The organism is Variovorax sp. Varisp41 (genome assembly GCF_047325085.1).
GTDB lineage: Bacteria > Pseudomonadota > Gammaproteobacteria > Burkholderiales > Burkholderiaceae_C > Variovorax.
Genome location: NZ_CP168540.1, coordinates 767,981 through 794,238, shown reverse-complemented (window position 1 = coordinate 794,238; position 26,258 = coordinate 767,981). Strand labels below are relative to the sequence as shown.

Annotated in this window: 26 protein-coding genes; 11 read left to right on the top strand and 15 right to left on the bottom strand. The window is 69.4% G+C overall.

Annotated features, from left to right (window positions below):
* Positions 1 to 3 precede the first annotated feature (3 nt).
* The 4 genes from ACEN9J_RS03735 to ACEN9J_RS03720 form a co-directional block, all read right to left on the bottom strand.
* Positions 4 to 675 (bottom strand): GntR family transcriptional regulator, encoded by a 672-nt coding sequence (locus ACEN9J_RS03735; protein ID WP_057594552.1) that lies wholly within the window; start codon positions 673 to 675, stop codon positions 4 to 6.
* Positions 676 to 879: 204 nt separating this feature from the next.
* A complete protein-coding gene (lgt, locus tag ACEN9J_RS03730; RefSeq protein WP_057594551.1) occupies positions 880 to 1,734 on the bottom strand; it encodes a prolipoprotein diacylglyceryl transferase in 855 nt (284 codons plus the stop codon).
* A gap of 64 nt (positions 1,735 to 1,798) precedes the next feature.
* Positions 1,799 to 2,068, bottom strand: coding sequence for a hypothetical protein (locus tag ACEN9J_RS03725; RefSeq protein ID WP_057594550.1), 270 nt, complete (start codon positions 2,066 to 2,068; stop codon positions 1,799 to 1,801).
* 19 nt (positions 2,069 to 2,087) lie between these two features.
* Positions 2,088 to 2,861 (bottom strand): SDR family oxidoreductase, encoded by a 774-nt coding sequence (locus ACEN9J_RS03720; protein WP_413763365.1) that lies wholly within the window; start codon positions 2,859 to 2,861, stop codon positions 2,088 to 2,090.
* A gap of 139 nt (positions 2,862 to 3,000) precedes the next feature.
* Here ACEN9J_RS03720 and ACEN9J_RS03715 point away from each other — a divergent pair, with 139 nt between their 5' ends.
* On the top strand, positions 3,001 to 3,972 hold the full coding sequence (locus tag ACEN9J_RS03715; RefSeq protein WP_413763364.1) for a LysR substrate-binding domain-containing protein: 972 nt from the start codon (positions 3,001 to 3,003) through the stop codon (positions 3,970 to 3,972).
* On the opposite strand, the gene ACEN9J_RS03710 is transcribed toward ACEN9J_RS03715, so the two are convergent.
* A complete protein-coding gene (locus ACEN9J_RS03710; protein WP_057594547.1) occupies positions 3,920 to 4,876 on the bottom strand; it encodes a LysR family transcriptional regulator in 957 nt (318 codons plus the stop codon). The two genes, ACEN9J_RS03715 and ACEN9J_RS03710, sit on opposite strands and share 53 nt — an antisense overlap.
* A 110-nt stretch (positions 4,877 to 4,986) precedes the next feature.
* Here ACEN9J_RS03710 and ilvD point away from each other — a divergent pair, with 110 nt between their 5' ends.
* Positions 4,987 to 6,681, top strand: coding sequence for a dihydroxy-acid dehydratase (gene ilvD / locus ACEN9J_RS03705; protein ID WP_057594546.1), 1,695 nt, complete (start codon positions 4,987 to 4,989; stop codon positions 6,679 to 6,681).
* A gap of 10 nt (positions 6,682 to 6,691) precedes the next feature.
* On the opposite strand, the gene ACEN9J_RS03700 is transcribed toward ilvD, so the two are convergent.
* Together ACEN9J_RS03700 and ACEN9J_RS03695 are read right to left on the bottom strand one after the other, a co-directional pair.
* The gene (locus tag ACEN9J_RS03700; RefSeq protein ID WP_413763363.1) at positions 6,692 to 8,383 is read right to left on the bottom strand and encodes an SMI1/KNR4 family protein; all 1,692 of its coding nucleotides are present in this window, start codon (positions 8,381 to 8,383) and stop codon (positions 6,692 to 6,694) included.
* A gap of 91 nt (positions 8,384 to 8,474) precedes the next feature.
* Positions 8,475 to 8,729 carry a TIGR04438 family Trp-rich protein gene (locus ACEN9J_RS03695; RefSeq protein WP_057594544.1) on the bottom strand — a complete coding sequence of 85 codons (255 nt, stop codon included), beginning with the start codon at positions 8,727 to 8,729 and terminating at the stop codon, positions 8,475 to 8,477.
* Between the two features lie 126 nt (positions 8,730 to 8,855).
* Between ACEN9J_RS03695 and ACEN9J_RS03690 the strand changes: the two genes are divergently transcribed.
* Positions 8,856 to 9,161 carry a c-type cytochrome gene (locus ACEN9J_RS03690; protein ID WP_057594543.1) on the top strand — a complete coding sequence of 102 codons (306 nt, stop codon included), beginning with the start codon at positions 8,856 to 8,858 and terminating at the stop codon, positions 9,159 to 9,161.
* A gap of 10 nt (positions 9,162 to 9,171) precedes the next feature.
* On the opposite strand, the gene ACEN9J_RS03685 is transcribed toward ACEN9J_RS03690, so the two are convergent.
* Together ACEN9J_RS03685 and acs are read right to left on the bottom strand one after the other, a co-directional pair.
* Positions 9,172 to 9,675, bottom strand: a complete 504-nt coding sequence (locus ACEN9J_RS03685; protein WP_057594542.1) for a hypothetical protein — start codon at positions 9,673 to 9,675, stop codon at positions 9,172 to 9,174.
* A gap of 150 nt (positions 9,676 to 9,825) precedes the next feature.
* Positions 9,826 to 11,823, bottom strand: a complete 1,998-nt coding sequence (acs, locus tag ACEN9J_RS03680) for an acetate--CoA ligase (protein ID WP_413763362.1) — start codon at positions 11,821 to 11,823, stop codon at positions 9,826 to 9,828.
* A gap of 173 nt (positions 11,824 to 11,996) precedes the next feature.
* Between acs and ACEN9J_RS03675 the strand changes: the two genes are divergently transcribed.
* Entirely contained in the window at positions 11,997 to 12,623 is a 627-nt protein-coding gene (locus tag ACEN9J_RS03675) for a YqhA family protein (protein WP_413763361.1), read from the top strand.
* Positions 12,624 to 12,626: 3 nt separating this feature from the next.
* On the opposite strand, the gene ACEN9J_RS03670 is transcribed toward ACEN9J_RS03675, so the two are convergent.
* The gene (locus ACEN9J_RS03670; protein ID WP_057594539.1) at positions 12,627 to 13,544 is read right to left on the bottom strand and encodes a LysR family transcriptional regulator; all 918 of its coding nucleotides are present in this window, start codon (positions 13,542 to 13,544) and stop codon (positions 12,627 to 12,629) included.
* A gap of 113 nt (positions 13,545 to 13,657) precedes the next feature.
* On the opposite strand from ACEN9J_RS03670, the gene ACEN9J_RS03665 reads away from it, so the two are divergent.
* Entirely contained in the window at positions 13,658 to 14,275 is a 618-nt protein-coding gene (locus ACEN9J_RS03665; protein WP_057594538.1) for an NAD(P)-dependent oxidoreductase, read from the top strand.
* Between the two features lie 63 nt (positions 14,276 to 14,338).
* Here ACEN9J_RS03665 and fumC read toward each other — a convergent pair whose 3' ends face one another.
* Complete coding sequence (gene fumC, locus ACEN9J_RS03660; RefSeq protein ID WP_057594537.1) at positions 14,339 to 15,736, bottom strand: class II fumarate hydratase; 1,398 nt, start codon at positions 15,734 to 15,736, stop codon at positions 14,339 to 14,341.
* 517 nt (positions 15,737 to 16,253) lie between these two features.
* Between fumC and proV the strand changes: the two genes are divergently transcribed.
* Genes proV through proX form a run of 3 tightly spaced genes read left to right on the top strand, consistent with a single transcriptional unit; the run spans position 16,254 to position 19,771 of the window.
* Positions 16,254 to 17,516 (top strand): glycine betaine/L-proline ABC transporter ATP-binding protein ProV, encoded by a 1,263-nt coding sequence (proV, locus tag ACEN9J_RS03655; RefSeq protein WP_057599067.1) that lies wholly within the window; start codon positions 16,254 to 16,256, stop codon positions 17,514 to 17,516.
* Positions 17,517 to 17,541: 25 nt separating this feature from the next.
* A complete protein-coding gene (gene proW / locus ACEN9J_RS03650) occupies positions 17,542 to 18,723 on the top strand; it encodes a glycine betaine/L-proline ABC transporter permease ProW (protein ID WP_057599066.1) in 1,182 nt (393 codons plus the stop codon).
* A 22-nt stretch (positions 18,724 to 18,745) separates the two neighbouring features.
* Positions 18,746 to 19,771: a glycine betaine/L-proline ABC transporter substrate-binding protein ProX gene (gene proX / locus ACEN9J_RS03645; RefSeq protein WP_057597728.1), complete on the top strand. Its 1,026-nt coding sequence runs from the start codon at positions 18,746 to 18,748 to the stop codon at positions 19,769 to 19,771.
* Between the two features lie 21 nt (positions 19,772 to 19,792).
* Here the strand turns inward: proX and ACEN9J_RS03640 are convergent, their stop codons facing one another.
* The 4 genes from ACEN9J_RS03640 to ACEN9J_RS03625 are packed head-to-tail and all read right to left on the bottom strand — an operon-like array spanning position 19,793 to position 22,977.
* Positions 19,793 to 20,728, bottom strand: coding sequence for a 3-keto-5-aminohexanoate cleavage protein (locus tag ACEN9J_RS03640; RefSeq protein ID WP_413763360.1), 936 nt, complete (start codon positions 20,726 to 20,728; stop codon positions 19,793 to 19,795).
* Entirely contained in the window at positions 20,725 to 21,222 is a 498-nt protein-coding gene (locus ACEN9J_RS03635; RefSeq protein ID WP_413763359.1) for a lipocalin-like domain-containing protein, read from the bottom strand. Before ACEN9J_RS03635 ends, ACEN9J_RS03640 begins: the two co-directional genes overlap by 4 nt.
* On the bottom strand, positions 21,219 to 21,986 hold the full coding sequence (locus tag ACEN9J_RS03630) for a cyclase family protein (protein ID WP_057597725.1): 768 nt from the start codon (positions 21,984 to 21,986) through the stop codon (positions 21,219 to 21,221). Before ACEN9J_RS03630 ends, ACEN9J_RS03635 begins: the two co-directional genes overlap by 4 nt.
* Positions 21,987 to 21,999: 13 nt before the next feature.
* A complete protein-coding gene (locus ACEN9J_RS03625) occupies positions 22,000 to 22,977 on the bottom strand; it encodes a Bug family tripartite tricarboxylate transporter substrate binding protein (protein WP_413763358.1) in 978 nt (325 codons plus the stop codon).
* A 104-nt stretch (positions 22,978 to 23,081) separates the two neighbouring features.
* Here ACEN9J_RS03625 and ACEN9J_RS03620 point away from each other — a divergent pair, with 104 nt between their 5' ends.
* The 3 genes from ACEN9J_RS03620 to murI all read left to right on the top strand — a co-directional run bounded on the left by ACEN9J_RS03620 (position 23,082) and on the right by murI (position 26,249).
* The gene (locus ACEN9J_RS03620) at positions 23,082 to 23,762 is read left to right on the top strand and encodes a TetR/AcrR family transcriptional regulator (RefSeq protein WP_057597723.1); all 681 of its coding nucleotides are present in this window, start codon (positions 23,082 to 23,084) and stop codon (positions 23,760 to 23,762) included.
* A gap of 73 nt (positions 23,763 to 23,835) precedes the next feature.
* Complete coding sequence (locus ACEN9J_RS03615) at positions 23,836 to 25,389, top strand: fumarate hydratase (RefSeq protein WP_413763357.1); 1,554 nt, start codon at positions 23,836 to 23,838, stop codon at positions 25,387 to 25,389.
* Positions 25,386 to 26,249 (top strand): glutamate racemase, encoded by an 864-nt coding sequence (murI, locus tag ACEN9J_RS03610; protein ID WP_413763356.1) that lies wholly within the window; start codon positions 25,386 to 25,388, stop codon positions 26,247 to 26,249. Before ACEN9J_RS03615 ends, murI begins: the two co-directional genes overlap by 4 nt.
* Positions 26,250 to 26,258: the final 9 nt, after the last annotated feature.

The window sequence follows — 26,258 nt, the reverse complement described above, 5'->3', positions numbered from 1 at the left end:
GCTTCATGGCATGACCCGCGATTTCTGCTGGTTGCGCATCACCTCGCGCAGCGCCTCGCGCTGGCGCGTCATGTGGGTGCGCATCGCGGCATCGGCGCCTTCGCTGTCGCGCGCCTTGAGCGCCGCGAACACCGCGAGATGCTCCGACAGGCTCTGCTCGAGCCGCCCTGGCGCATGCAGCTGCTGCTGGCGCGCGAGCTTGAGGATCTTGCGCAGGTCGCCGATCACCTGGGCCAGCCACTTGTTGTCGGCCAGCTGGATGATGGCTTCGTGGATCAGGTGGTTGGTGGCGTAGTAGTCGTTGATGCGCTTGGCCTTGGCGTGGCGCACCAGCCGCTCGTGCAGGGCGTCGAGCTCGTGCAGCTCGGCATCGCTGGCGTTGCGCGCCGCCTCGAAGGCGCAACGGCCCTCGAGCAGCGCGATGACCGGGAAGATCTCGTCGAGGTCGCGCTCGGTCACCTCGCGCACGAAGCAGCCGCGGCGCGGCTCGTGGCGCAGCAGGCCTTCGGCGGTGAGCACCTTGAGCGCCTCGCGCAGCGGCGTGCGCGAGATCGACAGGCGCTCGCACAGCGCGATCTCGTCGACGAAGCTGCCGGGTGCCAGGGTGCCGTCGAAGATCTGCTCGCGCAGCGTGGTGGCGACTTCGTCGTGCAGGGAGTTGTGGACCAGGCGCATGGCGGGTTCGATCGCGTAATTTCCTGTAATTACGCGTAATTCTGAGCCCGGATGCGAGGCAGCGCAAGGGCCGCGCGTGAAACGCGGGGCTCCGGACTTACCCTGGTCAGACGATAGGTTGCGTGGCCGGCGGTGCGGCACGCAGGAGATCTAGGAGGCGCAGGACGGGGCGGTGCCCCGCCCTCCCCGCCTACCTGCCCGGCGTCAGGCCTTGCTCGCGACCGGCACGGCCTGCTCGCGGCGCGAGGCCCAGACCCACAGCGCGATGCCGCCCAGGATCATCGGCACGCAGAGCCACTGGCCCTGGCTCAGGTCGAGCGCGCGCAGGCCCAGCTCGTTGCCCGGGTGGGCAAAGATCTTGTCGGGCTCGCGGAAGAATTCGGCGATGAAGCGGAAGATGCCGTAGCCCACGAGGAAGAAGGCCGACACCTGGGCCTGCTTGCGCGGCTTGCGCGCGTAGAGCCACAGCAGCACGAACAGCAGCAGCCCCTCGAGCAGGAACTGGTAGACCTGCGAGGGATGGCGCGGCAGCATCGAGCCGCTCTGCGGGAACACCATGCCCCAGGGCAGGTCGGGGCTGCTGAAGCGGCCCCAGAGTTCGCCGTTGATGAAGTTGCCCACGCGGCCCGCCGCGAGCCCGGTCGGCACGCAGGGCGCGACGAAGTCCATCACCTGCCAGAACGGCCGCGCGCGCGAACGCGCGAACCAGACCATGGCCGCGATCACGCCGAGCATGCCGCCGTGGAAGCTCATGCCGCCTTCCCAGACCTTGAAGATCTCGAGCGGATTGAACAGGTAGAACTCGGGCCGGTAGAACAGGCAGTAGCCGAGCCGGCCGCCGACGATGACGCCGACCACGCCGAGGAACAGGATGTCCTCGATGTCCTTGCGCTGCCAGGCCCCGGCGCCCACGAGGCTGCGGTAGGGCTCGTGCTTGAGCCGCAGCGTGCCGAGGAAGTAGAACAGCGCGAAGGCCGCCAGGTAGGTCAGGCCGTACCAGTGGATGGCGATCGGCCCGAGCTGCAGGGCGATGGGATTGATCTGCGGATACATGAGCATCCGCGGATTGTGCCCGCGCCGCATGACGCGGCCGGGGGCGTGGGGGCATCCGGGGGCGCGGGCCTCAGCGCCCGAACTTCCACCAAACGATGCCGGCGACGGCGGCCGGCACGGCGAACACCAGCAGGAAGATCGGCAGCTCCTCGGCCACGCTGTAGCCGGCCTCGATCACCCCCACCGCCATGTTGATGCCGGCGCCGACGAACCAGGCCGGCACGAACCAGAGCGCGGCCGTGCCCAGGGCCGCGTCGCCGCCGCCGCCGAGCACGCGGCCGGCCAGCAGGAAGAAGGCCAGCAGCACGAAGCCGCTGCCCATCACGATGAGCGTGTGCATCGCTTCTCGGCGCGATGCGTCAGCGCGTGGTGTAGCCGCCGTTGGCGAAGATGGTCTGGCCGGTGATCCACCAGCCCTCGGTGACCAGGAAGCGCACGATGGGCGCGATGTCCTCGATGTCGGTCAGGCCCTTCTTCGAGAACTTGCTGAGCGCGGCGGCGCTGCTGTGGTAGTCCACCGCTTCCTTGCTCTCCTGGCCGTAGAAGAAGGGCGTATCCATCGGGCCCGGGCCGATCGCGTTGACCGAGATGCCGCGCTCGCCGAACTCCTTGGAGGCGGCGCGCGTGTAGTGCTCCACCGCGGCCTTCGAGCCCGGGTAGATCGCATAGAACGGCGTGTAGGCCGCGAGCAGCGAGCTCACGATCGTGACGATGCTGCCGCCCTCGGCCAGCGTGCGGCCGGCCTGCTGGATGAAGAAGAAGGCGGCCTTGGCATTGGCGTCGAAGCTCTTGTCGTAGTCGGCTTCGGTGACCTCGAGGATCGGCTTCTTGATGACCACGCCCGCGGTGTTGATCGCGATGTCGACCTGGCCGAACTGCTTGACGGCCTGGTCGAACAGCTTGACGTTGTTCTCGACGACCGCGAGGTCGCCCTGCACCAGCAGGGTGTCGGCGCCCTTGGCCTTGAGGGCGGCGGCGGTCTTCTCGGCATCGGCGCGCGAGCTGTCGCTGTTGTAGTGGATGGCGACGCCGCGCACGCCCCCGTCGACCAGTTGCTGGGCGACGAGCGCGCCGAGGTTCTTGCCGCCGCCGGCGATGACGGCGACCTTGTTCTTCAGTGTGCGTGCGGACATGGGGATCTCCTGGGTTGAAAGCCATTGATGTGTGACACGGGGGCAGTGTATTGATCGTCAGACGGCCGATAAATAGGCAATTCGAGGCTAGACTGTTCGGAAATCCCCGAACAATCCCTTTCCGCCCGGCGCCCTTCTCATGGACCGCATCGACCTCCTCCAGGTCTTCCTGCGCGTGGCCGAGTCCGGCAGCTTCACGCGCGCCGCCGACCGCCTCGGCCTGCCGCGCGCCACCATCTCGACCGCGGTGCAGCAGCTCGAGGCGCGGCTGGGCTCGCGGCTGCTCCACCGCACCACGCGGCGCGTGGGCCTCACGCCCGACGGCGAGGTGCTGCTCGAGCGCGCCCGCGCGCTGGTGGCCGACATGGACGACCTCGAGCAGCAGTTCCTGCCCGCGCACGGCAGCGTGGGCGGGCGGCTCAAGGTCGACGTGCCCAGCCGCATCGCGCGGCTGTTGATCGCGCCCGCGCTGCCCGATTTCTTCGCGCGCTATCCGGCGCTCGAGCTCGAACTCGGCTCGAGCGACCGCGCGGTCGACCTGGTGCACGAGGGCGTGGACTGCGCGCTGCGCGTGGGGCCGCTGGCCAGCAGCAGCCTGGTGGCGCGGCCGCTCGGGCACTTCACGCTGGTCAACTGCGCGAGCCCGGCCTACCTCGAGCGGCACGGCACGCCGCGCGCGCCGGCCGAGCTGCCGCAGCACCTGGCGGTGAACTACGCCTCGCCGACCAGCGGCCGCGCGGCGCCCTGGGAATGGCAGCGAGACGGCGAGACCGCCTCGCTGCGCATGCGCAGCCAGGTGACGGCCAACAACGCCGAGACCTACATCGCCTGCGCGCTCGCGGGCCTGGGGCTGATCCAGATCCCGCTGTACGACGTGCGAACGCACCTTGCGGCCGGCGAACTGGTGGAGCTGATGCCCGACGCGCGCGCCGAGCCGCTGCCGGTGCACCTCGTGTACCCGCACCGGCGCAACCTGTCGCGGCGCCTGCAGGCCTTCGCGGGCTGGCTCGAGACGCTGCTGGCCGCCGCGCTCGACGGGCCGCCGCCCTCTTCCGCCGCTACGCCGCGCCGCGCGCGGCCGCCGGCTGGCGCTCCCGCACGAACGCGATGAAGCGCTCGAGCGCCGGGTTGGCGGCCTCCGCCGGCCACACCAGGCTGGTTTCGCAGCGCGGCAGCGCCGACGCGGCGCGGCGCCGGCCCGCGGGCGCGAACTCGCCGGCGCCCCGGTAGACCACGCCCGCGCGCCGGAACTGCGTGACGCTCTCGGGCACCCAGGCCACGCCGATGCCGCCCGAGACCAGGTTGACGATGGTCTGCATCTGGATCGCCTCCTGCGCCAGCTGCGGCACGCGCCCGGCCGCGTGGTAGAGCGCGAAGACCGCGTCGTGCAGCGAAGGCACGATGCGGCGCGGGAAGATCACCAGCGGCTCGGCCAGCACCTCGGCCAGCGGCAGCTTCTCGGCGCTCGCGAGCGCGTGCCGCTGCGGCAGGGCCAGCACCAGCGGCTCCTGCGACACCGCCAGCCGCGCCAGCCCCGGCGGCGCGGCGCCCGGCGAATGCAGCATCAGGCCGGCATCGATCTCGCCGCGGGCGAAGGCCTCGAGCTGCACGTCGCCCGTGGCCTCGACCAGCTCGAGCGCCACCTCGGGGCAGAGCACGCGGAACTCGCGCACCCAGTCGGGCAACTGCTCGAAGCCCACGGTCGAGACGAAGGCGATGCGCACCCGCCCCACCTGCCCGGCCGCGGCCGCGCGGGCGCGCGCCGGCAGCGCCTGGGCCCGCGCCAGCAGTTCGCGCACGTCGGGCAGCAGCGCCTCGCCGGCCGGCGTGAGCGCCACCCGGCGCCGCGTGCGGTCGAACAGCACCACGCCCAGGGTCTTCTCGAGCTGGGCGATGGCCTGCGTGACCGGCGGCTGGGTCATGTGCAGGCGCCGCGCGGCGCGGCCGAAATGCAGCTCCTCGGCCACGGCCACGAACTGGCGCCAGGCCCGCAGGTCGATCAGGCTTTCATTCATATGCCAATCATATTAATCAGCCTCTCAAAATGGATTGGAAGCAATCAATCAGAAGTCCGATACTTGGCGCTCCCCGGTTTTCCCTCCCCACGATCGAAGAGACACCCACCATGGACACCAAGCCAATCCAGATCAATCGCCGCAGCGCCAACATCGTCGAAGGCAAGAGCCGCGCGCCCAACCGTTCGATGTTCTACGCGATGGGCTACGAGGAAGGCGACTTCAAGAAGCCGATGGTCGGCGTCGCCAACGGCCACAGCACCATCACGCCCTGCAACTCGGGCCTGCAGAAGCTGGCCGACGCGGCCATCGCGGGCATCGAGGAAGCCGGCGGCAACGCGCAGGTGTTCGGCACCCCCACCATCTCTGACGGCATGGCCATGGGCACCGAAGGCATGAAGTACTCGCTGGTGAGCCGCGAGGTGATCTCGGACTGCATCGAGACCTGCGTCGGCGGCCAGTGGATGGACGGCGTGCTGGTGGTCGGCGGCTGCGACAAGAACATGCCCGGCGGCCTGATGGGCATGCTGCGCGCCAACGTGCCCGCCATCTACGTCTACGGCGGCACCATCCTGCCGGGCCGCTACAAGGGCCAGGACCTCAACATCGTGAGCGTGTTCGAGGCCGTGGGCCAGAACGCCGCCGGCAACATGAGCGACGAGGACCTGCTCGAGATCGAGAAGCGCGCCATTCCCGGCACGGGCTCGTGCGGCGGCATGTACACGGCCAACACCATGTCCAGCGCCTTCGAGGCCCTCGGCATCTCGCTGCCCTACTCGTCGACCATGGCGAACCCGCACGACGAGAAGGCCAACTCGGCCAAGGAATCGGCCAAGGTGCTGATCGAGGCGATCAAGAAGGACCTGAAGCCGCGCGACATCGTGACCAAGAAGGCGATCGAGAACGCGGTGGCCGTGATCATGGCCACGGGCGGCTCGACCAACGCGGTGCTGCACTTCCTTGCGATCGCGCACGCGGCCGGCGTGGAATGGACCATCGACGACTTCGAGCGCATGCGCAAGAAGGTGCCGGTGATCTGCGACCTGAAGCCCTCGGGCAAGTACCTCGCGGTCGACCTGCACCAGGCCGGCGGCATTCCGCAGGTCATGAAGGTGCTGCTCAACGCCGGCCTGCTGCACGGCGACTGCATCACCATCAGCGGCCAGACCATCGCCGAAGTGCTCAAGGACGTGCCCGACGTGCCGCGCGCCGACCAGGACGTGATCCGCCCGATCGACAAGCCGATGTACGACGAAGGCCACCTGGCGATCCTCAAGGGCAACCTGTCGCCCGAAGGCGCGGTCGCCAAGATCACCGGCCTCAAGAACCCGGTCATCACCGGCCCGGCGCGCGTGTTCGACGACGAGCAGTCGGCGCTCAAGGCCATCCTCGACGGCAAGATCGTGGCCGGCGACGTGATGGTGCTGCGCTACCTTGGCCCCAAGGGCGGCCCGGGCATGCCCGAGATGCTCGCGCCCACCGGTGCGCTGATCGGCGCGGGCCTCGGCGAGAGCGTGGGCCTGATCACCGACGGCCGCTTCTCGGGCGGCACCTGGGGCATGGTGGTGGGCCACGTGGCGCCCGAAGCGGCGGCCGGCGGCACCATCGCCTTCGTCCACGAGGGCGACTCGATCACCATCGATGCGCACGCGCTCAAGCTCGAGCTCAACGTGCCCGAGGCCGAGATCGCCAAGCGCCGCGAAGGCTGGAAGGCCCCGGCCCCGCGCTACACGCGCGGCGTGCAGGCCAAGTTCGCGTTCAATGCCTCGAGCGCGAGCTCGGGCGCGGTGCTCGACAAGTTCTGAAGCCCGGCGCTCAGGCCGTGGCGGCCGGCGGCTGCCACGGCTTCGCGACGTCCTCGTAGCCGATGGCCCTCGGGCGCAGGCGCGTCAGCAACGCATCGACGCTGTCGAAGCGCAGCAGCTCGCGCGGTGGACCGCGGTCCAGGTCGTCCACGACCAGCACGGCCGGGGCCTGTGCGCCGCTGCCGCGATAGTCGAGCATGACCACCCTGCCGTGGTCGGCCTCGAGCACCAGGAGGCGCCGCGGCGCGTCGAAGCCTTGCTTCCACGGCGTTTCGCCGGGCGGGAACACGATGCGGTCCGACAGCTCGGCCAGCGTCGCGAGGTACTCCATCGGCATCAGGTAGCGCAGGACCTCGTTGTACGGCTGGCCGTCGCCGTCGGCGATGTCGACCCAGCGGCACGAGACGCCGCCGCCGTTCTTCACGCGCCACAGCGCCACGAGCGCGCGTGGCAGCCGCAGGCCCAGCCGCGCCTCGGTCTGCGCGACCAGCGCATCGTCGGCCACCAGTTGCGGGCCGGAACCGTCCTTGCGCTGCGCCGCGTTGAGATGGAAGAAATGAGGCTGTGCCTCGCCCCAGAACATCGAGGCGCGCCATTGCTCCGGTGCCTCGCCCAGCGGCGGGCCGAGATCGCGCGCGACCGTTCGCGCCACGCCGCGCTCCGGACGCACGCGCCGCAGCGCCGCGAAGAAATGGTCGAAGCTCTCGAAGGCGATGTCGACCGGCTCCACGCCGGGCTGGCGATCGAAGTCCGCGATCAGCACCCGCGCCTGCGGCGCGCGCGTGTAGTCGAGCAGGGTCATGTCGCCGTAGCGGGCCTGCAGCACCACCAGCTTGTCGGCGCCGGCCGGCACGTCCTCGGGATCGTGCGTGAAGTCCTCGTAGTGCTCGGCCACGGTGCGCAGCTCGGCCAGCGTCGCGAGGCTCGAATAGTCGATGGAGAAGGCACCGCGCCAGTCGTCGTGGAACGGCCCCGCGTCGCGCTTCAGCGGCACGTAGAGCCAGCCCACGTAGCCGCCGTTCATGCGCCCATAGAGCGCGCGCAGCGTGTCGGGCAGTCGAAAGCCCAGCCGCGCCTCGGCGGCTTCGATCATGGCTTCGCTGGCCGCGAACGGCGGCTTCTCGACCGGCGTGCCGCGCTGCGCGAGCGCTTCGCGCGCGGCATTGGTGCGCCAGTAGCCGGGGGACTCGAAGAAGGTGTCGTGATTCAGCGCCGTTGGGTCGATGTCGAGTTCGGGCTCGGTCTCCGCTGCGGGTGATACGGGCGATGGCGTGGCAGCCACGGGCTCGGGCGCCGCGGCCTCGAGCCGGATGATCGCTGCGCTCACGGCGACTGCCAGCACGAACAGCGCCGCAGCCCACTGCGCATCGGCGCCCGAGAACGCGGCGATGGTCGCGGCCGGCGCCAGCAGCATGCTCAGGCCCAGCCCCAACAGATAGAACACGCCCGCGAGCACCGCCTGGATCGGCAGCGTCACGAGCGCCGACAGCGCGATCCGCTGTGCGCCGCCGAGCCGCCAGGCCAAGGTCCAGGCATTCCACTTGCCGAGCGCGTAGAGCACGGTGAACAACGGCGTCGCCAGCAGCACGATCCATGGCGAGCGATGCAGCCAGCCGGCTGTGCCCATGGCCAGCACGATCAGCAAGCCCATGGCGATGCGCAGCACGGGCGCAAGCCCGTTCGATGAAAGGCGCGTGGACATCCTCGATCCTCCCTGTGAAGCGCCGCGGTCCGCGCGGCGTGTCGGAGGAGTTTCACACGCGGGCCGCGGCGGGCCCGTCAGCGCACAGGACTCAGCGGCGTGGGCGCGATCCGGTGCCGGTCTTCAGGCCCATGTTGGCCTTCTGCCGGTCGATGCGCGCCTGGCGGCGCGCGTCCTCGCGCTCGACCACCTTGCGCTTGGTGTAGCCCGAGGCATCGGCCCAGGCCCACCAGGCCACGGCGAGCGCGAAAGGAATCAGCACGATCCACCAGCTCCAGGTGCCGACCGGGCCGACTTCGAAGTATTTGAGGGCCACGCCCAGGATGCCCAGCACCAGAAACCACATCGCGAATCCTCCGGGTCGTATCGCGCGATGCGGTCGCGCGCCGGTGGCCGGCGCTCCCTACAATCATCATCGCGTTGAGCCATCGAATGTAACTCAGCCCTTACACAAACAGAGAATCCGATCCCCATGAAAAGAGCCCTGCTGTTCGCGACCCTGGCCCTCGGCCTGGCAGCCCCCGCCTTCGCCGACCTGGCGCTGGCCACCTCGAAGAACTGCATGAGCTGCCATGCGGTCGAGCGCAAGGTGCTCGGCCCCTCGTTCAAGGACGTGGCGGCCAAGTACAAGGACAACGCGGGCGCGGCCGACATGCTGGCCGGCAAGATCATCAAGGGCGGCTCGGGCGTGTGGGGCCCGGTACCCATGCCGGCCAACAACCAGGTCAGCGAAGCCGACGCGAAGAAGCTCGCGGCCTGGATCCTGTCGACGAAATAAGGCGGCCCCCTCAGATCCGCGGCTCGATGTCCGCGGGCAGCGAGGGCCGGCGCTCGATGCGGTCCTCGAGCTGGCCGATGTGCGCGGCCAGCGTGTTGTCGGACTGGTCCGAACGCAGCCGCACCGCGGACTCGAGCTGGTCGATGCGCGCCAGCAGCGCCGTCTGGCGCTCTGCGTTCTGCGCCATGTGCTGGTTCTCCTGCGCCTGCAGGAAGTTGCGCAGCTCGGTGAAGCGCGAGGCCTCGGCCTTGTCGGCGAGGTCGCGCTGCACCTGCATCTCCTTGGTGTGGCGCTTGGTGTCGAGCAGCACCGCGCTGTGCAGGTACAGCACGTAGACCAGGAAGAAGGCCGCCAGCACCACGGTGAGCCCCAGCATGATCAGCCCCAGCGGCGCCGAGACGGTCATGAAGCCCAGCCACACGTCGGTGGGCGTGGACAGCGTGCCCCAGTTGAGCGCGGCCAGCGCCGCGATCAGCAGCACGATGACGAACAGGAAAGCGGATCTCACGCCCATGGGGGCCTCCTTCGGAAAGATCGAACACGTTGGGAACCCGCGCGCTTCGAGGCGCGCGGTGGTGCCAGCGGTTTTACCTCAGCGAAGGGGCCTGCCCGGCCCTCGGCCCGGCACAGACGCCCCTGTCCTACAGCAGGAATGCCGTGTTGATCAGTTCGTCTGCGACAACTGCTCCAGGATCGCCGGGTTCTCGAGCGTGGACGTGTCCTGCGTGATCGCCTCGCCCTTGGCGATGCTGCGCAGCAGCCGCCGCATGATCTTGCCGCTGCGCGTCTTGGGCAGGTTGTCGCCGAAGCGGATGTCCTTGGGCTTGGCGATCGGACCGATCTCCTTGGCCACCCAGTTGCGCAACTCGGTGGCGATCTGCTTGGCTTCCTCGCCAGTCGGGCGCGCGCGCTTGAGCACCACGAAGGCGCACACCGCCTCGCCCGTCACGTCGTCGGGACGCCCCACCACCGCGGCCTCGGCCACGAGGTCGGTCTTGGACACCAGCGCCGACTCGATCTCCATCGTGCCCAGCCGGTGGCCCGACACATTGAGCACGTCGTCGATGCGGCCCGTGATCCGGAAGTAGCCGCGGTCCGCACTGCGCACCGCACCGTCGCCGGCCAGATAGATCGTGCCGCCCATCTCCTCGGGGAAGTAGCTCTTCTTGAAGCGCTCGGGGTCGTTCCAGATGGTGCGGATCATCGAGGGCCAGGGCCGCTTGATCACCAGCATGCCGCCCGCGCCGTTGGGCAGGTCCTTGCCGGTCTCGTCCACGATCGCGGCCATGATGCCCGGCAGCGGCAAGGTGCACGAGCCCGGCACCAGCGGCGTGGCGCCCGGCAGCGGCGTGATCACGTGGCCGCCGGTCTCGGTCTGCCAGAAGGTATCGACGATCGGGCAGCGCTCGCCGCCGATATTGCGGTGGTACCACATCCAGGCCTCGGGATTGATCGGCTCGCCGACCGAGCCGAGGATGCGCAGGCTCGTGAGATCCCAGTTCTTCGGATGCACCTTCTCGTCGCCCTCGGCCGCCTTGATCAGCGAGCGGATCGCGGTGGGCGCGGTGTAGAACACGCTGACCTTGTGCTTCTCGATCATCTGCCAGAAGCGCCCCGCGTGCGGGAAGGTGGGAACGCCCTCGAACACCACCTGCGTGGCGCCAGCCGCGAGCGGGCCGTAGGCGACGTAGGTGTGGCCCGTGATCCAGCCGATGTCGGCGGTGCACCAGAACACGTCCTCGGGGCGGATGTCGAAGGTCCAGTCCATCGTCATCTTGGCCCACAGCAGGTAGCCGCCGGTGGCGTGCTGCACGCCCTTGGGCTTGCCGGTGGAGCCCGAGGTGTAGAGGATGAAGAGCGGGTGCTCGGCATTCACCGGCTCGGGCGCGCACTCGCTGCTCTGGCCGGCCAGCGCCTCGGCGAAGGTCTTGTCGCGGCCTTCCACGCGGTTCCAGGCCGAGGCCGTGCGTTCGTAGACGAACACGGTCTTGATCGACTCGCAGCCGCCGAGCGCGATGCCGTCGTCGACGATGGCCTTGAGCGGCAGCTCCTTGCCGCCGCGCAGCTGGAAGTTGGCGGTGATGACCGCGACCGCGCCGGCGTCGATGATGCGTTCCTGCAGCGCCTTGGCCGAGAAGCCGCCGAACACCACGCTGTGGGTGGCGCCGATGCGCGCGCAGGCCTGCATCGCGATCACGCCCTCGACCGTCATCGGCATGTAGACGATGACGCGGTCGCCCTTCTTGATGCCCTGCGCCTTGAGCGCATTGGCGAACTGGCTCACGCGCGCGAGCAGCTCCTTGTAGCTGACCTTCGTGACGGTGCCGTCGTCGGCCTCGAAGACGATGGCGGTCTTGTTCTCGACCGGCGTGCCGATGTGGCGGTCGAGGCAGTTGGCGCTGGCGTTGAGTTCGCCGTCGCCGAACCATTGGTAGAACGGCGCGTTCGATTCGTCGAGGATCCTGCTGAAGGGCTTCGTCCACTGCAGGTGGGTCGTGGCCTGGCGGCTCCAGAAGCCTTCGAAGTCTTCCTCCGCTTCCTTGCACAGGGCCTCGTAAGCGGCCATGCCGGAAATGCGGGCGCCTTGCGTGGCGCGGGCATCGGGCGGGAACACGCGGTTCTCGACCAGGACGGATTCAATGTTCTTCGATGCGCTGCTCATGTCTCGTGTCTCCTGGATGAATTGCGGCCGTAATGTCGGCGCGACCACTTACGGGCCACTGACGCCAAACTGGCGTGCTGCTGACAGACCCCCGATGTTAGAGCCCGGGGTTATCACGAGTGCGTCACCGGGACACCCCTAGAATCTCGCTCCCCGTCACACACGCCCCCTCGATGTCATCACACCACCCATTCGAAACCCGGAACATGCCCCTTCACCCCCGCACCTCGCCGTTGCGCCCGCTGCCACGGCTGATCTTCGCGAGCCGCTGGCTCCAGCTGCCGCTGTACCTGGGGCTGATCGTGGCGCAGGCGGTCTACGTGGTGCATTTCCTGGTCGAGCTGCTGCACCTGGTCGAGGCCGCCTTCGGCAGCCAGACCGCGCTGCAGGCGCTGGTCAACAGCATCGGCTACAAGACCACCGCGCCGGTGGCCGCGCTCAACGAGACGGTGATCATGCTGGTGGTGCTGGCGCTGATCGACGTGGTGATGATCTCGAACCTGCTGATCATGGTGATCGTGGGCGGCTACGAGACCTTCGTGAGCCGCATGGACCTCGAAGGCCACCGCGACCAGCCCGAGTGGCTGAGCCACGTGAACGCCTCGGTGCTCAAGGTCAAGCTGGCCACCGCCATCATCGGCATCAGCTCGATCCACCTGCTCAAGACCTTCATCAACGCCGACAACTACACCGACAAGGTGCTGATCGCGCAGACGGTGATCCACATCGCCTTCCTGTTCTCGGCCATGGCCATCGCCTACACCGACCGGCTGATGGCGCATCCTCCGGCTGACCACTGAAACTCAGGCCGCCAGCGGCAGGTCCCAGGCCGGCACCTCGGTGAAGCGCCGCGCCAGGAAATCGAGCATGGTGCGCAGGGTGGCCGGCATGTGCTTGCGCGAGGTGTAGACCGCGTACATGCCCACCACCTGCGGCTCGAAATCGGGGAACAGCGGCACCAGCTCCCCGCCGTGCACGAGCTGCGCCGTCAGGTAGGTCGGCAGCATCGCGATGCCCGCGCCCGCGCGCGCCAGGCCCATCAGGCTGGCCGCGTCGTTGGCCGACACGTTGCCGTCCACGGCCACCGACACCGGCGCGCCGTCGCTCTTGCGCGTGAAGCTCCAGAGGCTGTGGCCGAAGTAGGAATGCGTGAGGCAGTTACGCTGCGCGAGTTCGTCCACGCGCTGCGGCGTGCCGTGCTCGGCCAGGTAGGCCGGCGAGGCGCAGACCACCGAGCGGCAGTCCGTGAGCCGGCGCGCGATCAGGTTGGGATCGATCTCGGCCGCGGTGCGGATCGCGAGGTCGATGCGCTCGTCGACCAGGTTCACGGTGCGGTCGAGCAGCACCAGGTCGACCATCACGCCCGGATAGAGCCGCACGTAGTCGGCGATCGCGTCGGCCAGTTGCGCCTGCGCGAACGAGGTGCCGGTGGTGATGCGCAACTGCCCGCGCGGCGCCTCGGCCGGATGGCGCACCGCGGCCTGCATGTCGCCCGCGAGCTCCAGCAGCTGGCGGCAGCGCGGCAGCAGCTCCTCGCCCGCGGCCGTGAGGCTCAGGCGCCGGGTGGTGCGGTGCAGGAGGCGCGCGCCAGTCCATTGCTCGAGCTCGGCCACGTAGCGCGTGACCACGGGGCGCGACATGTCGAGCAGGTCGGCGGCGGCCGAGAGGCTGCCCGCGTCGACCACGGTCACGAAGACCCGCATTGCGTTGAGACGATCCATTCGAACGATTTTAGGAATAAAGAAGCGCGAATTTCGAGGTATTTCTTTCGAAATGAGAAACCTAAGATGAGCCTCATCGCCCTCTTTCCATCGCTCGTTCCAAGGAGTCCTCCATGAGCCACATCGCCATCATCGGCGCCACCGGTCGCGCCGGCGGCCGCCTCCTCGAAGAAGCGCTGCGCCGCGGCCACACGGTCACGGCCATCGCGCGCCATGCCAGCGCGAAGCTTTCCGATCGCGCCAACGTCAAGGCCGTCGACCTCGACGTGCTCGACGGCGCCGCGCTCGAGAAGGCCCTGGCCGGCCACGACGCCGTGTTCAGCGCCGCCCATTTCGCGACCGTGCCGCCCGCGGCCATCATCGAACCCGCCAGGCGCGCGGGCGTGAAGCGCCTGCTGGTGGTCGGCGGCGCCGGCAGCCTGTTCGCGGCACCGGGCCTCAAGGTCATCGAGACGCCGAATTTCCCCGAGGCCTACAAGGCCGAGGCTTCGGCCGGCGGCGTGTTCCTCGAGGCGCTGCGCGCCGAGAAGGAACTCGACTGGACCTTCCTCTCGCCCTCGGCCGAATTCGTCGAAGGCGAACGCACCGGCAAGTTCCGCCTCGGCCAGGACGACCTGCTGGTCAGCGCCGAGGGCCGCAGCTGGATCACGTTCGAGGACTACGCGATCGCCTTCATCGACGAGCTCGAGAAGCCGGCGCATTCGCGCCAGCGCTACACGATAGGCTACTGAGCAAGCCCCTCGCCAACGAAAAAAGGACCCTCGCGGGTCCTTTTTGCATGGGGCAGGCTCGCCTCAGCGGCCCGTCATGTTCTCGGGCACCACCCACTGGTCGAACTGCTCGGCCGTGAGGTGGCCCGAGGCGATCGCGGCCTCGCGCAGGCTGGTGCCTTCCTTGTGCGCCTTCTTCGCGATGTAGGCCGACTTGTCGTAGCCGATGTGCGTGTTGAGCGCGGTCACCAGCATCAGCGAGCGCTGCACCAGCTCGGTGATGCGCTCGCGGTTCGGCTCGATGCCCACGGCGCAGTGGTCGTTGAAGCTCACCATGCCGTCGGCCAGCAGGCGCACGCTCTGCAGGAAGTTGTGGGCCACCATCGGGCGGAACACGTTGAGCTCGAAGTTGCCCGAGGCGCCGCCGATGTTGATGGCGACGTCGTTGCCGAACACCTGCGCGGCCAGCATCGTGACGGCCTCGCTCTGGGTCGGGTTGACCTTGCCCGGCATGATCGACGAGCCCGGCTCGTTCTCGGGAATGCTCAGTTCGCCGATGCCGCTGCGCGGGCCGCTCGCGAGCCAGCGCACGTCGTTGGCGATCTTGTTCATGCTGGCGGCGAGCGTCTTCAGCGCGCCGTGGGCGTGCACCAGCGCATCGACGCTGGCCATGGCCTCGAACTTGTTCGGCGCGGTCACGAACGGCAGGCCGGTGAGCTTCGCGAGCTCGGCCGCCACCTGCTCGGCATAGCCCTTGGGTGCGTTGAGGCCGGTGCCCACGGCCGTGCCGCCCAGCGCCAGTTCGCTCAGGTGCGGCAGCGCGGCGCGCACGTGCGCCTCGCCGTGCGCGAGTTGCGCCACGTAGCCCGAGAACTCCTGGCCCAGGGTGAGCGGCGTGGCGTCCTGCAGGTGGGTGCGGCCGATCTTCACGATGTCGGCGAAGTCCTTGGACTTCTGCTCGAGCGTGCCGCGCAGCTTGGCAATGGCGGGCAGCAGCTTGTGCGTGATGGCCTCGACGGCCGCCACGTGCATCGCGGTCGGGAACACGTCGTTGCTCGACTGGCTGCGGTTCACGTCGTCGTTGGGATGCACCAGGCGGCCCTCGCCGCGCTCGCCGCCCAGCAGTTCGCTCGCGCGGTTGGCCAGCACCTCGTTGACGTTCATGTTGGTCTGCGTGCCCGAGCCGGTCTGCCAGACCACCAGCGGGAACTCGCCCGGGTGCTTGCCGGCGATGACCTCGTCGGCCGCGGCGACGATCGCGTGGGTCTTCTTCTCGTCCTGCAGGCCCAGCGCGTGGTTGACCACGGCCGATGCGCGCTTGACCTGGGCCAGGGCCTTGATGATCTCGCGCGGCTGCTGCTCGCCCGAGATGTCGAAGTTCTGCAGCGAGCGCTGCGTCTGCGCGCCCCACAGCTTGTCGGCCGGCACGTCGATCGGTCCGAAGGTGTCGCGCTCGGCACGGGTCTTGGGGGAAGTCGTCATGAGAAAAGCTCCGCAGTCTTGGATATGGGTGCGCCCGCTCGCCGGACGCGGCCCCGAGTATCGCCGGATAAGAATGGCTCTCATCTGACGCGGCCATTGCGTTCCAGACTACAGCCGTTCGCAGGCGGCGGATTGACACGCTTCATGTCAAAAAGTTATAATCATCGTCTTTCGCGGACCTGCAAGTCATTTACAAAACCCATTACGGGATGACGCTGCGGCTCCCACCGGCACTACTCGCGGATCTTCGAATCCCGTCGCGGTGCAGGTTCTCCCGCCGGGCCCTGCCCGGCACACCGGCCGGATAGTTCCGGCCCCACTGCCACGTCAGGCTTCTCCAGGCGGCGCCCCTCGACCAGGCCCGTCGCCCTGCGAGCGAAGCATCCGGCGGGCACTGGTTTCGTCGCCACGTCGTCCTCAGTGCCTTCCGGCAGCCATCGGCTGATGGCGTGGCCGCTGCCGTCCCGCCTCCAGGCGGAACGGCGCCCGTCCAACCTTCGCACAAGGAGCCCGGCATATGGCCAAAGGAATTCTCATCGACCACGTCTTCAAGGTCTTCGGCGACGCGCCCGACGACGCGCTGGCGCTGGTGCGCCAAGGTCTGTCGAAGAAGGAGATCCTCGCGAAGACCGGCCAGTCGATCGGCGTGTTCGATGCCACCTTCGAGATCCAGGCCGGCGAGATCTTCGTGATCATGGGCCTGTCGGGCTCGGGCAAGTCGACGCTGGTGCGGCTGCTGAACCGGTTGATCGAGCCGACCGCGGGCCGCATCGTGATCGACGGCGCCGACATCAACGAACACTCCGACGCCAGGCTGCGCGCGCTGCGCCGCAAGGACATCAGCATGGTGTTCCAGTCCTTCGCGCTGATGCCGCACATGACGGTGCGCGAGAACACGGCCTTCGGGCTCGAGCTGTCGGGCACCGGCAAGAAGGAGCGCCTGGCGCAGGCCGACCTCGCGCTCGCGCAGGTGGGGCTGGCGGGCTGGGGCGACAGCTATCCCGACGAGCTCTCGGGCGGCATGCAGCAGCGCGTGGGCCTGGCGCGCGCGCTGGCCTCCGATCCCTCGATCCTGCTGATGGACGAGGCCTTCTCGGCGCTCGACCCGATCATCCGCACCGAGATGCAGTCCGAGCTGCTGCGCCTGCAACAGCAGCAGCGCCGCACCATCGTCTTCATCTCGCACGACCTCGACGAGGCGATGCGCATCGGCGACCGCATCGCGATCATGAAGGACGGCCAGGTGATCCAGGTCGGCACGCCCGACGAGATCCTGCGCTGCCCGGCCAACGACTACGTGCGCAGCTTCGTGCGCGGCGTGGACGCGGCGGCCGTGTTCAAGGCCGCCGACATCGCGCGCAAGCCCCTCACCGTGGTCTGCGAGCACCCCGAGCGCGGCGCCCGCGCGGCGCTCAAGCTGCTCGAGGACCAGGACCGCGATTTCGCCTACGTGACCAGCCCCGACCGGCGCTACCTCGGCACGGTCTCGGCCGACACGCTGCGCGCCGCGCTCGACGGCCATTCGGGACCGCTGGGCCTGCGCCATGCCTTCCTCGCCGACCTCGGCACGATCGAGGCCGACGCGCCCGTGGCCGGATTGATCGGCCAGGTGGGCCAGGCGCCCTGCGCGGTGCCGGTGGTGGCGGCCGACGGACGCTTCTGCGGCGCGATCAGCAAGACCACGCTGCTGAAGTTCCTCGATCGCGACACGCCGCCGATCGATCCCGCGCTGCCGCCCGCCCCCGCCGCGAGCGCCGCCCCGGCCCATGTCCTGGCCTGAACCCGATTTCGAAGGAACCGCCGAGATGAACGACACCACCTTGCCCTCCGAACTCGCCACCGCCAACGATGCCGCCGCCGCGCTGGCGCAGCAGCCCGCGCCGGCGCCCGTCGCGCTCGATCCCTGGGAAGCCCTGTCGGCCGCGCCCGATCCCGCGGCCACCAGCGCCTGGCTCGACGCGCCCGTGCCGCCCGACGCCGCGCACCAGCTCGCCGGCCAGGCCGACGCCGCCGGCTTCCAGCTGCACCGCCTCTGGGACGGCTCGCTGCCGGTCGAGTCCTGGATCAACCAGGGCCTGGGCTGGGTGGTCGAGCATTTCCGCCCCTTCTTCCAGACCGTGCGGCTGCCGATCGACAGCACCCTGAACTCGGTGCAGAGCCTGCTGACCGGCCTGCCGACGCTCGCGATGATCGCGCTGATCGGCCTGCTGGCCTGGCAGTTCGCGGGCCGCGCGCTGGCCATCGGCAGCACCGTCGCGCTGCTGCTGGTCGCGATGCTGGGCATCTGGCCCGAGGCCATGGTCACGCTGTCGCTGGTGCTGACCTCGCTGGTCTTCTGCATGCTGGTCGGCCTGCCGCTGGGCGTGCTGCTGGCCAGCAGCGACCGCGCCCAGCGTGTCATGCGCCCGGTGCTCGACGCGATGCAGACCACGCCGGCCTTCGTCTACCTGGTGCCGGTGGTGATGCTGTTCGGCATCGGCAATGTGCCGGGCGTGATCGTGACCATCGTGTTCGCGCTGGCGCCGCTGGTGCGCCTGACCAACCTGGGCCTGCGCCAGGTGCGGCCCGACCTGATCGAGGCCGCGCGCGCCTACGGCGCTTCGCCCTGGCAGATGCTGGTGAAGGTGAAGCTGCCGCTGGCCATGCCCTCGATCATGGCCGGCATCAACCAGGCGCTGATGCTGTCGCTGTCGATGGTCGTCATCGCTTCGATGATCGCCGTGGGCGGCCTGGGACAGATGGTGCTGCGCGGCATCGGCCGGCTCGACATGGGCCTGGCCACCGTCGGCGGCCTGGGCATCGTGCTGCTCGCGATCTCGCTCGACCGGCTGACGCAGGCCATGGGCCGGCCGCGCCGCGGCGGCCAGCGCTGGTGGCATGGCGGCCCCGTGGGCCTGGCGCTGCGCATGCTGCAGCGCGCGGTGGCGCCGGGCGCATCGCGCGGCGCGGAAGAAGCCGTGCCGGCCCTTTCGACCCAGACCCGCTGAAGCTTCAGGAGGAACACGACGCATGAAGACATCCATGAATCCCATCGCGCGCGGCCTCGGGCTGCTGGCCCTGGCCTTCGCGGCCGCGGCGACCTTCACCCTGCCGGCGCACGCCGCCACCGACCTGCCCGGCCAGGGCATCGTCGTCAAGCCGCTCAAGAGCTCGCTGGCCGAAGAGGCCTTCCAGACCCTGCTCGTGATGCGCGCGCTCGAGAAGCTCGGCTACACGGTCGAGCCGATGAAGGACCTGGAGCCCGCGACCGAGCACCTGGCGATCGCCAACGGCGACGCCACCTTCATGGCCAACCACTGGAGCCTGCTGCACGCCGATTTCTACAAGAACAGCGGCGGCGACGCGAAGCTGTGGCGCCAGGGCGTCTACGCCGACGGTGCGGTGCAGGGCTACCTGATCGACCGCAAGACCGCCGAGCAGTACCACATCACCAACATCGCGCAGCTCAAGGAGCCGGCGATCGCGAAGCTGTTCGACACCGACGGCGACGGCAAGGCCGACCTCACGGGCTGCAACCCCGGCTGGGGCTGCGAGCTCGCGATCGAGAACCACCTGGGCGCCTACGGCCTGCGCGACACCGTGACGCACCGCCAGGGCAGCTATGCCGCGCTGATGGCCGACACCATCGCGCGCTTCAGGCAGGACAAGCCGATCCTCTACTACACCTGGACGCCCTACTGGGTCAGCGCCGTGCTGCGACCCGGCGCCGACGTGGTGTGGCTGCAGGTGCCGTTCTCGGCGTCGCAGAGTGGCGAGAACGTGGACACGCGCCAGCCCAACGGCAAGAACTACGGCTTCCTTGCCAACCAGGAACGCATCGTTGCTAACCGCGAGTTCGCCGAGAAGAACCCGGCCGCAGCAAAGCTGTTCGAGGTCATGAACGTGCCGATCGGCGACATCAACGCGCAGAACCTGCGCATGAGCGAAGGCGCCAACAGTCAGCAGGACGTGGAGCGGCATGCCGATGGCTGGATCCGCGCGCACCAATCGCTGTTCGACGGCTGGATCGCGCAGGCGCGGGCCGCGGCCCAGTAGCCATCGGCCGCGCGGCCGGGATCAGAAGGCGACCCGGTCGGCGCCCTTGAGTGCCAGCATGGCGCGCGCCTCGTCGGGCGTGGCGATCTCGTGGCCCAGTTCCTCCAGCAGGCGGCGCACCTTCGCCACCTGCTGCGCGTTCGAAGTCGCCAGCTCGCCGCGCGCGATCTGCAGCGAATCCTCCAGGCCCACCCGCACATGGCCGCCCAGCGTCGCGGCGGCCACGGCCAGCTGCATCTGGCTCGCGCCCGCGCCCAGCACCGACCATTGGTAGCCGGTGCCAAAGAGCTTGTCGGCGGTGCGCTTCATGAAGACCAGGTTCTCGAGGTCCGCGCCGATACCGCCGAGGATGCCGAGCACGAACTGGATGAAGACCGGGGCCTCGAACAGGCCGCTGTCCATGCAGAACTTCAGGTTGTAGAGCTGGCCCACGTCGTAGCACTCGTGCTCGAACTTGATGCCATGCGTTTCCAGCGCGCGCGCCGCCATGCCGATGTCGCGGAAGGTGTTGCGGAATATGTAGCCGTCGGACTCGCGCAGGTAGGGCTCCTCCCAGTCGAACTTCCATTGCTTGTAGCGCTGCGCGAGCGGATGCATGGAGAAGTTCATGCTCCCCATGTTGAGCGAGCACATCTCCGGCGAGAAGCGCAGCGCCGGCGCGATGCGTTCGGCCACCGTGTGGTTGAGGCTGCCGCCGGTCGACAGGTTGACCACAGCGCCGGTGGCGGCACGGATGGCGGGCAGGAAGGCCTGGAAGCGTTCCGGCTCGATGGAGACCGCGCCCGTCTCCGGATGCCGCGCATGCAGGTGTAGCACCGCGGCGCCGGCCTCGGCCGCCTCGATGGCCTGGCGGGCAATGTCCTCGGGTCGGTAGGGCAGCGCGTCCGACATGGTCGGCGTGTGGATGGCGCCGGTCACGGCGCAGGTGATGATGACTTTTCGGGAAAGCTTGGTCATGACGTGGCCGATGGGGTGGGTGTGCGAAGGGGTTCGGGCATGGCATCCAGCCCGATGGGGGCACGTTGCCAGACCAGTTTCAGGACGGTCTCGACACCCGCCTGCGGCTGCGGCGCGGTGCGCAGCTCGACCGTGTCGCCGGCCAGCCGCACCTCGCGGCGCAGGCGGGTCCCGACCCAGTTCGGGTAGCTCGAGATGTCGACGTGATGCACGATCCAGTCGCCCTCGCGGACGTAGCGCCCGGCATAGCCGATCGACGAGCGGTACGCCGCTGCGCTCTCGGCGTCGGTGGCGTCCTGCCGGTCCGAGCCCGAAAGGCGCGCGCGGCCGTCGTGCGTGATGAGCGCCGTCATGCGGCCGTCGGCGCCGTAGTGGATGACGCCCGAGGGCCGGGCGCCGTAGACGTCGAAAAGGCGTTCGCCACGGGGGTCCACGGCATGGGCCTCGCGCAGATACCAGGTCCCGAGCAAGGTGTCGTCCGCTACTGCGCTCATGGCAGCACCGCCACGGCCCGCACCCAGCCGGCCGAGGCCTTGTGGATCTTCACGGGGAAGCAGATGACGTGGAAGCCGCTGGCGGGCAGGAGGTCGAGGTTGGTCAGTTTTTCCATCTGGTAGTAGCCCGTGGTGCGGCCGGCCTTGTGCCCCTCCCAGATCAGAGAGGCGTCTCCGGTGGCGGCGTAGCGCCGGGCGGTGTGCGAGAAAGGGGCGTCCCAGGACCAGGCGTCGGTACCCACCACGCGCACGCCCTGCTGCGTCAGCCAGAGCGTGGCCTCGCGGCCCAGGCCGCAGCCGCTGTCGAGGTAGTCGGGTTGGCCGTAGCGCGCGGCGGCGGCCGTGTTCACCAGCACGATGTCCAGCGGCTGCAGCACGTGGCCGATGCGCTTCAGCTCCGTGCCCAGGTCATCGACCGTGGCGACATGCCCGTGCGGCAGGTGGCGCAGGTCCAGCTTCACGCCGGGGCGATGGCACCAGTCCAGCGGCACCTCGTCGATGGTGGCCGCGGGCCGGCCGCCGTCCATGGTCGAGGCGTAGTGCCACGGCGCGTCCATGTGAGTGCCGTTGTGGGTGGACAGGTCGATTCGCTCCACCGCCCAGGCCTCGCCATCGGGCAGGTCCTCGGGCCGCAGGCCGGCGAAGGGCCCGGCCAGGGCCGCGAAGGTCTCGTGGTGGTGCTGGTAGCGGATGCGCGGCCCGTTGCCCGGGCGGTCCACCGGCAGGTCGTTCTCGATGGCGACGGACAGGTCGATCAGCTGCATGGATGCCCCCGCCTCACTGCTGCGCCAGGCCGATGGACTTCACCAGTCCGGGCCAGCGCTGCGTTTCAGTCTTCAGGTGCGCGGCGGCCGCCTCCACCGTGCCGCCCACGGGCTCGTTGGCGAACTCGCGGAACTTCGCGGCCACCTCGGGCTGCGCGAGGATCGCGTTCGCCTCGCGATTGAGGCGCGCCACCACGTCGGCGGGCGTGCCGGCCGGCGCCACCAGCATGAACCACAGGGAGAAGTCGATGCCCGGCAGGCCGGCCTCGGCGAAGGTGGGCACCTCGGGCAGCAGGCTGGTGCGGGCGCGGGTGGAGACGGCCAGCGGCCGCACCTTGCGCGACTCGATGAAGGGCCGGATGGTGCCCACGTTGTCGCACAGCGCCTGCACGCTGCCGCCCAGCAGGTCAGTGATGGCTGGGGCGGCGCCCTTGTACGGCACATGGGTCACGCTGGCGCCGGCCTCGCGGGCGAACAGCCCGGCGCAGATGTGGTGCGGCGAGCCCTCGCCGGCGTTGGCCAGGGTCAGTTGGCCCGGATGCTGGCGCGCGAAGACCATCAGCTGGCGCAGGTCGCCCACGGGAGCGCCCGGGCCCGCCACCAGCACCAGCGGCGCCGACGAGACCTGCACGATGGGCGCGAACGCGCGTGCCGGGTCGTAGGGCATGCGTGCGTACAGCCCCGGGTTCACGGCCAGCGGGCCCAGGCCCGCGAGCAGCAGCGTGTAGCCGTCGGGCCGCGCCTTGGCCACCGCGTCGGCGCCGATGTTGCCGTTGGCGCCGCCCCGGTTGTCGACCACCAAGGGCTGGCCCAGGCGCTGCGAGAGCTTGTCCGCGAGCAGGCGGGCGATGTTGTCGGTGCCGCCGCCCGCGGGGTAAGGCACGACCAGGCGAACGCTGCGCTCGGGGTACTGGGACCAGGCCGGCGCGGCGGCGAGCACGGCCAGGGAAAAGGCGGCGGCAGTGCCGCGCAAGAAAGTGGACAGGGTCATCGAGTCTCCGTCGGCGGTCGATCCGCCCTTTCATTTAGTTAGTCGATTGACTAATAATAAACGCGGAATCGTTCCCCCTGCAAGTACCGTTACCATCGGCCTCGATGCCCGCACCCACCACAGCACCGCCCGCCAAGACGCCTCGCGCACCTCGCAAGACCGATGGCCGCGAAGCCATCCTGCGCGCGGCCGAGCGGCTGTTCGCGGAGCACGGATTCGAAGGCTGCTCGCTGCGCGCGGTGGCCGACCTGGCCAAGGTCAACCAGGGGATGATTCATTACTTCTTCAAGTCGAAGGACGCCCTCTTCCTCGAGACCTACATGCGCGGCGGCCAGCCGCTGGTGGACGAACGCATGCGGCTGCTCGATGCCGAAGAGGCGCTGCAGGAAGGCCGCCCCATCGGGCTCGAGCGCCTGATCGAGATCTTCCTGACGCCGGCCGTGACCCTCGCGCTCAGCGGCGCGCGGGGCCGCAACTTCCTGCGCATGCAGGCCCATCTGCAGCTCGACGGCACGCGCTTCGGCAGCAAGCTGCGCAGCTCGCTCTACGACGACTCCTCGCGTCGCTTCGTGCGCGCCTTCGCGCGCAGCCTGCCCGGGCTCTCGCAGGAGCAGGTCGCCTGGCGCTTCATCTTCGTGCTGGGCACCTACCAGTACGTGCTGGCCGACACCGGCCGGCTCGAAGTGATCTCCGACGGTGCGAGCAACGGCCGCGAATTCGACAAGGCGCTGCGCGAGATGATCCCGTTCCTGGCGGCGGGCATGCGCGCGGCGGGGCCCGCCTGAACGCTCCAGCCGGCGAAACCCGGCGCTGAGATAATCGGGGGGCGTTTCCACACCCTAAAAAAAGCCCCCCACCATGACGACCACGATCCAGCAGGCCGACCTGATCGAATCGATCAGCGCCGCGCTGCAGTACATCAGCTACTACCACCCCGCCGACTACATCGCCCACCTGGCCAAGGCCTACGAGCGCGAGCAGAGTCCCGCCGCCAAGGACGCGATGGCGCAGATCCTCACCAACAGCAAGATGAGCGCGACCGGCCAGCGCCCGATCTGCCAGGACACCGGCATCGTCAACGTGTTCCTCAAGGTGGGCATGGACGTGCGCTGGGGCGGCTTCACCGGCAGCCTCGACGACGCCATCAACGAAGGCGTGCGCCGCGGCTACAACCACCCCGACAACACGCTGCGCGCCTCGGTCGTGGCCGATCCGCAGTTCGATCGCAAGAACACCAAGGACAACACGCCCGCGGTGATCTTCACCGAGATCGTGCCCGGCGACAAAGTCGAGGTGACGGTGGCCGCCAAGGGCGGCGGCAGCGAGAACAAGAGCAAGCTGGTGATGCTGAACCCCGGCGACAGCGTGGTCGACTGGGTGCTGAAGACCGTGCCGACCATGGGCGCCGGCTGGTGCCCGCCGGGCATGCTGGGCATCGGCATCGGCGGCACGGCCGAGAAGGCCGCGCTGCTGGCCAAGGAAAGCCTGATGGACGACCTCGACATGCACGAGTTGCAGGCCAAGGCTGCGCGCAAGGAGGAATTGACCAAGGTCGAGGCCCTGCGCCTCGAGCTGTTCGAGAAGGTCAACGCCCTGGGCATCGGCGCGCAGGGCCTGGGCGGCCTCGCGACCGTGCTCGACGTCAAGATCAAGATGTACCCGACCCACGCGGCCAGCAAGCCGGTGGCGATGATCCCGAACTGCGCCGCCACGCGCCATGCGCACTTCGTGATGGACGGCAGCGGCCCGGTCTACCTCGAGGCGCCCTCGCTCGACCTGTGGCCCAGGATCGACTGGGCACCCGACGAGAAGAAGAGCAAGCGCGTCGACCTCGACAAGCTCACGCCGGCCGAAGTCGCGAGCTGGAAGCCCGGCGACACCCTGCTGCTCAACGGCAAGATGCTCACCGGCCGCGACGCCGCGCACAAGCGCATCCAGGACATGCTGGCCAAGGGCGAGAAGCTGCCGGTGGACTTCACCAACCGCGTCATCTACTACGTGGGCCCGGTCGATCCGGTGAAGGGCGAGGCCGTGGGCCCGGCCGGCCCGACCACCGCCACGCGCATGGACGGCTTCACCGAGATGATGCTGGCCCAGACCGGCCTGATCGCGATGATCGGCAAGGCCGAGCGCGGCCCGGTCGCGATCGAGGCGATCAAGAAGCACAAGAGCGCCTACCTGATGGCCGTGGGCGGCGCCGCCTACCTCGTGAGCAAGGCGATCAAGACCGCCAAGGTGGTGGGCTTCGAGGACCTGGGCATGGAAGCCATCTACGAATTCGACGTGGTCGACATGCCGGTGACGGTGGCGGTCGACGCCGGCGGCACCAGCGCGCACATCACCGGCCCGGCCGAGTGGCAGAAGCGCATCGCCAGCGGCGAATTCAAGACCATCACGCTGGAACCCGCTTGAGCCTCGCCGCGCGTCCGCAGCCGCCCGCTTCCGCTTCGCCCGTCGGCGTGTTCGACAGCGGCGTGGGCGGGCTGAGCGTGCTGGGTGCGCTGCGCGCCGAGCTGCCGCGCGAGCGCTTCGTCTACTTCGCCGACACCGCGCATGCCCCCTACGGCGAGCGCGGCGACGCCTACGTGACCGAGCATTCGCGGCGCGTGGTCGATACCCTGGTGCGCGAGCACGGCATCAAGGCGCTGGTGGTGGCCTGCAACACCGCCACCACGGCCGCGATCCACGTGATGCGTGCCGAGAACCCCGAGCTGCCGATCGTCGGCCTGGAGCCCGCGATCAAGCCCGCGGTGGCGGGCAGCGCCACCGGCCATGTCTCGGTGCTGGCCACGCGCGGCACGCTGGCGAGCGCCAAGTACGCGGCGCTGCGCCATACCTTCCCCCATCCCGAGCGCATCCGCTCGGTGCCCTGCGACGGCCTCGTGGCGGCGATCGAGCGGCTCGACGAGCTCGCCATCGACCAGCTCTGCGCCCACTACATGGCGCTGGCCGGCCCCTTCGGCGGCGACGCCGGCGAGACCGACACCGTGGTGCTCGGCTGCACCCACTATCCGCTGCTGCAGGACCGGCTGCGGCGGCATGCGCCCTCGGCCGTCCGCTTCCTCGATTCGGGCGTGCCGGTGGCGCTGCAGACGCGGCGGCTGCTCGCCGCCGCGGGCCTGCTGCAAGAGCGCGCGAGGCCCCTGGACGACGCATGGGTGGCGCTGCGCAGCAGCGGCGATGCCGCGGTGCTCCAGAGCGCTGCCGCGCGCTGGCTGGGCCTGCGTCCTTCCGACCTGCTGCCCGATCGACCGCAGGCGAGCACGGCCTGAACGGCCGCC